This is a genomic window from Microbacterium sp. (assembly GCF_035554235.1).
In the GTDB taxonomy this organism is placed as follows: domain Bacteria; phylum Actinomycetota; class Actinomycetes; order Actinomycetales; family Microbacteriaceae; genus Microbacterium.
Genome location: NZ_DATMIO010000052.1, coordinates 1 through 4594 on the forward strand (window position 1 = coordinate 1; position 4594 = coordinate 4594).

Genomic DNA, 4594 nt, shown 5'->3' on the forward strand with positions numbered 1-4594 from the left:
CCACCGATCGTGTTCCCGGGGCGACCCCAGCAGGATTCCGTAGGCCCGCTGGGGATGCGTTTCTCGGGGCCGCAAACGCAACAATGCCCGTCCTTCGGACGGGCATTCTGCGTTTGTGACCCCAGCGGGATTCGAACCCGCGTTACCGCCGTGAGAGGGCGGCGTACTAGGCCGCTATACGATGGGGCCTCACAAGACAACCTGACAAGTATGCCATGCCTCCGGGCAGGCGAACAAATCGATGCGGAGCGCTTGCACGGCGGTGGGACCGACCGCTTGACTCGTGGCATGCGAGTGACGAAGTTCGAACATGCCGCCCTGCGAATCGACGACTCCGGGAAGAGCCTCCTGATCGACGTCGGGTCGTTCACGACCCCCATCGACAACCTCGGGACGGTGGTCGGCGTCGTGATCACCCACGAGCACCCCGACCACTGGAGCCCCGAGCACCTCGACCGGATCCTGAAGGGTGCTCCGGGCGTCCCGATCTACGCAACCGCGGGCGTGGCGAGAGCGGCGGCGGGCTACGACATCACCGTCGTCTCCCCCGGCGACACCGTCGATCTCGATCCGTTCAAGCTCGAGTTCTTCGGCGGCGAACACAACGTCATCCATAAGACGATTCCGGCGGTGGAGAACGTGGGCGTGGTCGTGAACGACTCCGTCTACTACCCGGGCGACTCGTACGCGGTCCCCCGCGGAGTGGATGTCCAGCTGCTCGCCGCGCCGCTCGGAGCGCCGTGGCTGAAGATCGGCGACGCGATGGATTTCGTGCTCGCGGTCAAGCCGAAGATGGCGTTCGGCACGCACGACATGACGCTCTCGGTGATCGGGCGGGACATGCACCGGGCGAGGCTGAAATGGGCCACGGAGCAGGGGGGCGGGGAGTTCATCCTCCTGGATCCGGGCGAGGGCATCGACGTTTAGAGGGCGCTCAAAACAACGGCGCCCGCCGACCATCGTGCCTACGAGCAGAACGGATCGGTGGGCGCCGTTGCCGCGCGTGCCTACTCCGCGTCGAGATCCGTCTCGAGCAGGGTCACCAGTTCGTCGAGCGCCTGGTCGGCGCCATCGGCGTCCGACTTGAGGGTCACGACGGTGCCGTTCGAGGCGCCCAGCCCCATGAGGGACAGGATGCTGCCGGCGTTCAGGTCGGGACCGCCCGCGACCGCGATGGTCACGGGAATCTTCTTCTCCTGCACGGCCTGCACGAAGAGCTTCGCGGGGCGGGCGTGCAGCCCCGAGCTGCTCGCGATGGTGGCCTGGCGCTCTGCCATGGGGACGTCCTTTCTTCGACTGCGTGGTACTTCGACGAGTGGGTCAAGCATTCCGCACGACCGATGCGGCGGCGAGGGTCAGGCCGGAATGGCGACCGCCGGGATGTTCTCGGCCTGCGCGAGTTCCTTCGGCGCGATGTAGCGCTTGAAGGCGACGACGAGGAACGCCGATACGAGCACTCCGGCGATCAGCGCGACCAGGAAGCCCCAGATGGGGTTGATCGCGAAGAGCACGAAGATGCCGCCGTGCGGGGCGTAGGACTGCACCCCGAAGATCATGCACAGGGCACCGGTCACGGCGCCGCCGACCATCGAGGCCGGGATGACGCGCAGCGGGTCGGCCGCGGCGAACGGGATCGCGCCTTCCGAGATGAACGATGCGCCGAGCAGCCACGCCGCCTTGCCGTTCTCGCGCTCGACCGGCGTGAAGATGCTGCGCGCGAGCACGGTCGAGGCGAGCGCCATGGCGATCGGCGGAACCATGCCGGCGCACATCACCGCGCCCATGATGAGCAGCGGAGCCGGGTTGTCGGCCGACCCGGCGGCAAGGCCCGCGACGGCGAACGCGTACGCCACCTTGTTGACCGGACCACCGAGGTCGAAGCACATCATGAGACCGAGGATCACGCCGAGGCCGATGGCCGCGCCCCCCGACTCCGTCAGGCTCGTGAGCCAGTCGGTGAGCCACGTCATCAGGGTCGCGATCGGGCGTGCGAGGAACAGCACCAGCAGACCCGACGCGATGACCGACCCGAGGAGCGGGATGATCACGACCGGCATGAGACCGCGCAGCCAACGGGGTGCGGGGAGGCGTCCCAACCACCAGGCGACGACACCCGCGAGCAGACCGCCGACGATGCCGCCGATGAACCCGGCATCCATCAGTGCGGCGATCGCACCGGCGACGAAGCCCGGGGCGATTCCCGGCCGGTCGGCGATCGCGAACGCGATGTAGCCGGCGAGGGCCGAGACGAGGAAGCCCATCGACGTCGCGCCGATGATGAAGAAGACCGAGCCCAGGTACTGGCCCAGCGGTCCGAACGATGAGGTGATGTCGTCGGTCGGCAGATCCCACAGCGAGTTCTGCACCGCCACGGTGGCCGCGTCGGTGTTGACCTCGTACCCTCCCAGGAAGAAGCCGAGCGCGATGAGCAGACCGCCGCCGGCGACGAACGGGATCATGTAGCTCACGCCCGTGAGCAGGATCCGCTGGATGCGCGCACCGAACGAGATCGGCGCCGCCGACTGCGACGAGCCGGGATCGGCCGCGGTTCCGCCGACGCGGGCGGCGTTGGGGTTGTTCGCCGCGGCGACCGCCTCCCGAATCATCTGATCGGGCTGCTCGATGCCGCGCTTGACGCCCGAGCGCACGACCGGCTTGCCGGCGAATCGCTGCTGCTCGCGCACATCGACGTCGGTCGCGAAGATGACCGCGTCGGCGCTGTCGATGACGCTCGGGTCGAGGGCCTGGTAGCCGCTCGATCCCTGCGGCTCGACGACGAGCTCGATGCCGTTCTTCTTGCCTGCGGCGGTGAGCGCGTCGGCGGCCATGAACGTGTGGGCGATGCCCGTGGCACACGCCGTGACGGCGACGATGCGCGCGGGGCGGCCTCGGACGGAGAGCTCGTCGTCCGTGGCGACGGATGTCGCGGCCGCGGCGGCGGGTACGGCTGCTGCTGCAGCGGGGTCGGTCGCAGCATCCGCTTCGCCGATCGCATCGCGCACGATCGCGACCACCTCATCGGGGGTCGCCGCGGCGCGAAGTCCGGCGGTGAAGTCGTCTTGCATGAGACTGCGTGCGAGTTTCGACAGCACGGCGAGGTGGGCCTCGGCCGCATCGGCGGGGGCCGCGATCAAAAAGACCAGGTCGGCGGGGCCGTCGGGCGCGCCGAAGTCGACGCCGGGCGTCAGACGGGCGAACGACAATGACGGCTGCGTCACCGATGCGCTCTTCGCGTGCGGGATCGCGATCCCGCCCGGCAGGCCGGTCTCGTCCTTCTGCTCGCGCGCCCACGCGTCGGCGTAGAGGGCGTCGGCGTCGGTCGCGCGGCCCTCGGCGACGACGCGCGCCGCGAGGGCACGGATGACGGCTGACTTGTCGTCACCGAGATTCGCGTCGAGTGTCACCAACTCGGGGGTGATCGTGGGTGCCATGGAACTCTCCTCTTCGAGGGTCAAAGGCCGGCCGGGGGTCCGGCCGTCCAGTCGGTGACGGTCACGGGCATGCTCGCGTCCATCGGGGTGGGAGTCTGTGTGCCGGGCAGGGATGCCGCGGCGGCGCCGTAGGCGACGGCACTGACGAGGCGATCGGCAGAGGTACCGGCATCCGGGATCAAGAAGCCGGCGAGCGAGCTGTCCCCCGCGCCGACCGTGCTGCGGACGGTGATCTTCGGCGCCGGGGCGAAGAGCGACGTCGTCGCGTCCACGTAGAGCGCGCCGCGGGCGCCGAGGGTCACGAGGGCGGCGGCGGCTCGCGAGGGAACGAGGCGACGGGCGCGTTCGAGTGCGACGGCGGGGTGCTCGGCATCGTCGCCCGGATCCTCGCCCAGCAGCTCTGCGAGCTCTTCGCCGTTGGGCTTGATGAGGTCGGGGTGGGCCTCCAGCGCCTCGGTGAGGGGCGGTCCGGACGTGTCGACGGCGATGCGCGGGGCATCGTCGCCGCCGCGCAGGCGCACCGTGCGGGTGACGCGGGCGAAGAAGTCGTTGCCGAGTCCCGGCGGCAGGGATCCGGCGAGCACGAGCCAGTTCGCCGCGGCGGAGGCCTGCACGATCGCGGCGATGACCTCGTCGGCGGCCTCTGCCACCGATGCGTCGCCGGGCAGGTTGATCTTCGTCGTGGTGCCGGCGGGGTCGACGAGCGTGATGTTGGAGCGCACGCGCCCGTCGACGGGCAGGGCGTGGGCCGTGACCCCGGACTCCTCGACGAGGGCGATGAACGGGTCGGATGCCGCGGCCGGGAAGAGCGCGACGGTGTCGACGCCCGCGGCCGCGAGTGCGCGGCTGACATTGATGCCCTTGCCCCCGGCATCCTGTCGCTCGCCCGCCGCACGCTGCACCGCACCCGTCTCGAGGGGCGCGTCGAGCATGATCGCCCGGTCGAGGGAGGGGTTCGGCGTCACGGTCACGATCATGCGAGCCACACGTCCACTCCGGCGCCCTCGAGCGCCGCGGAGAGCGCGGCATCGGGTCGTTCGTCGGTCACGAGGATGTCGACGTCGTCGAGCCGACCGAACCGCACGAGCGACTCGACGCCGAACTTCGTCGCATCGGCGAGCACGACCACGCGGCGCGCGCCCCGGACGATCGCTGCCTTGACC

General features: G+C 69.9%; 4 protein-coding genes, 1 tRNA gene and 1 pseudogene. 1 reads left to right on the forward strand and 5 read right to left on the reverse strand.

Going from position 1 to position 4594, the window contains the following annotated elements:
* Positions 1 to 116: 116 nt before the first annotated feature.
* Positions 117 to 189 (reverse strand) — tRNA-Glu (locus VNT50_RS02515).
* Positions 190 to 288: 99 nt separating this feature from the next.
* Between VNT50_RS02515 and VNT50_RS02520 the strand changes: the two genes are divergently transcribed.
* Positions 289 to 927, forward strand: a complete 639-nt coding sequence (locus VNT50_RS02520) for an MBL fold metallo-hydrolase (RefSeq protein WP_325483529.1) — start codon at positions 289 to 291, stop codon at positions 925 to 927.
* 80 nt (positions 928 to 1007) lie between these two features.
* Here VNT50_RS02520 and VNT50_RS02525 read toward each other — a convergent pair whose 3' ends face one another.
* The 4 genes and pseudogenes from VNT50_RS02525 to VNT50_RS02540 form a co-directional block, all read right to left on the reverse strand.
* A complete protein-coding gene (locus tag VNT50_RS02525) occupies positions 1008 to 1277 on the reverse strand; it encodes an HPr family phosphocarrier protein (protein ID WP_325483530.1) in 270 nt (89 codons plus the stop codon).
* Positions 1278 to 1355: 78 nt separating this feature from the next.
* Positions 1356 to 3431, reverse strand: a complete 2076-nt coding sequence (locus VNT50_RS02530) for a PTS fructose transporter subunit IIABC (protein WP_325483531.1) — start codon at positions 3429 to 3431, stop codon at positions 1356 to 1358.
* A gap of 20 nt (positions 3432 to 3451) precedes the next feature.
* Positions 3452 to 4396, reverse strand: a complete 945-nt coding sequence (locus tag VNT50_RS02535) for a 1-phosphofructokinase family hexose kinase (protein WP_325483532.1) — start codon at positions 4394 to 4396, stop codon at positions 3452 to 3454.
* 8 nt (positions 4397 to 4404) lie between these two features.
* Positions 4405 to 4594 (reverse strand): annotated as a pseudogene (locus tag VNT50_RS02540) (D-beta-D-heptose 1-phosphate adenosyltransferase); the annotation flags it as partial.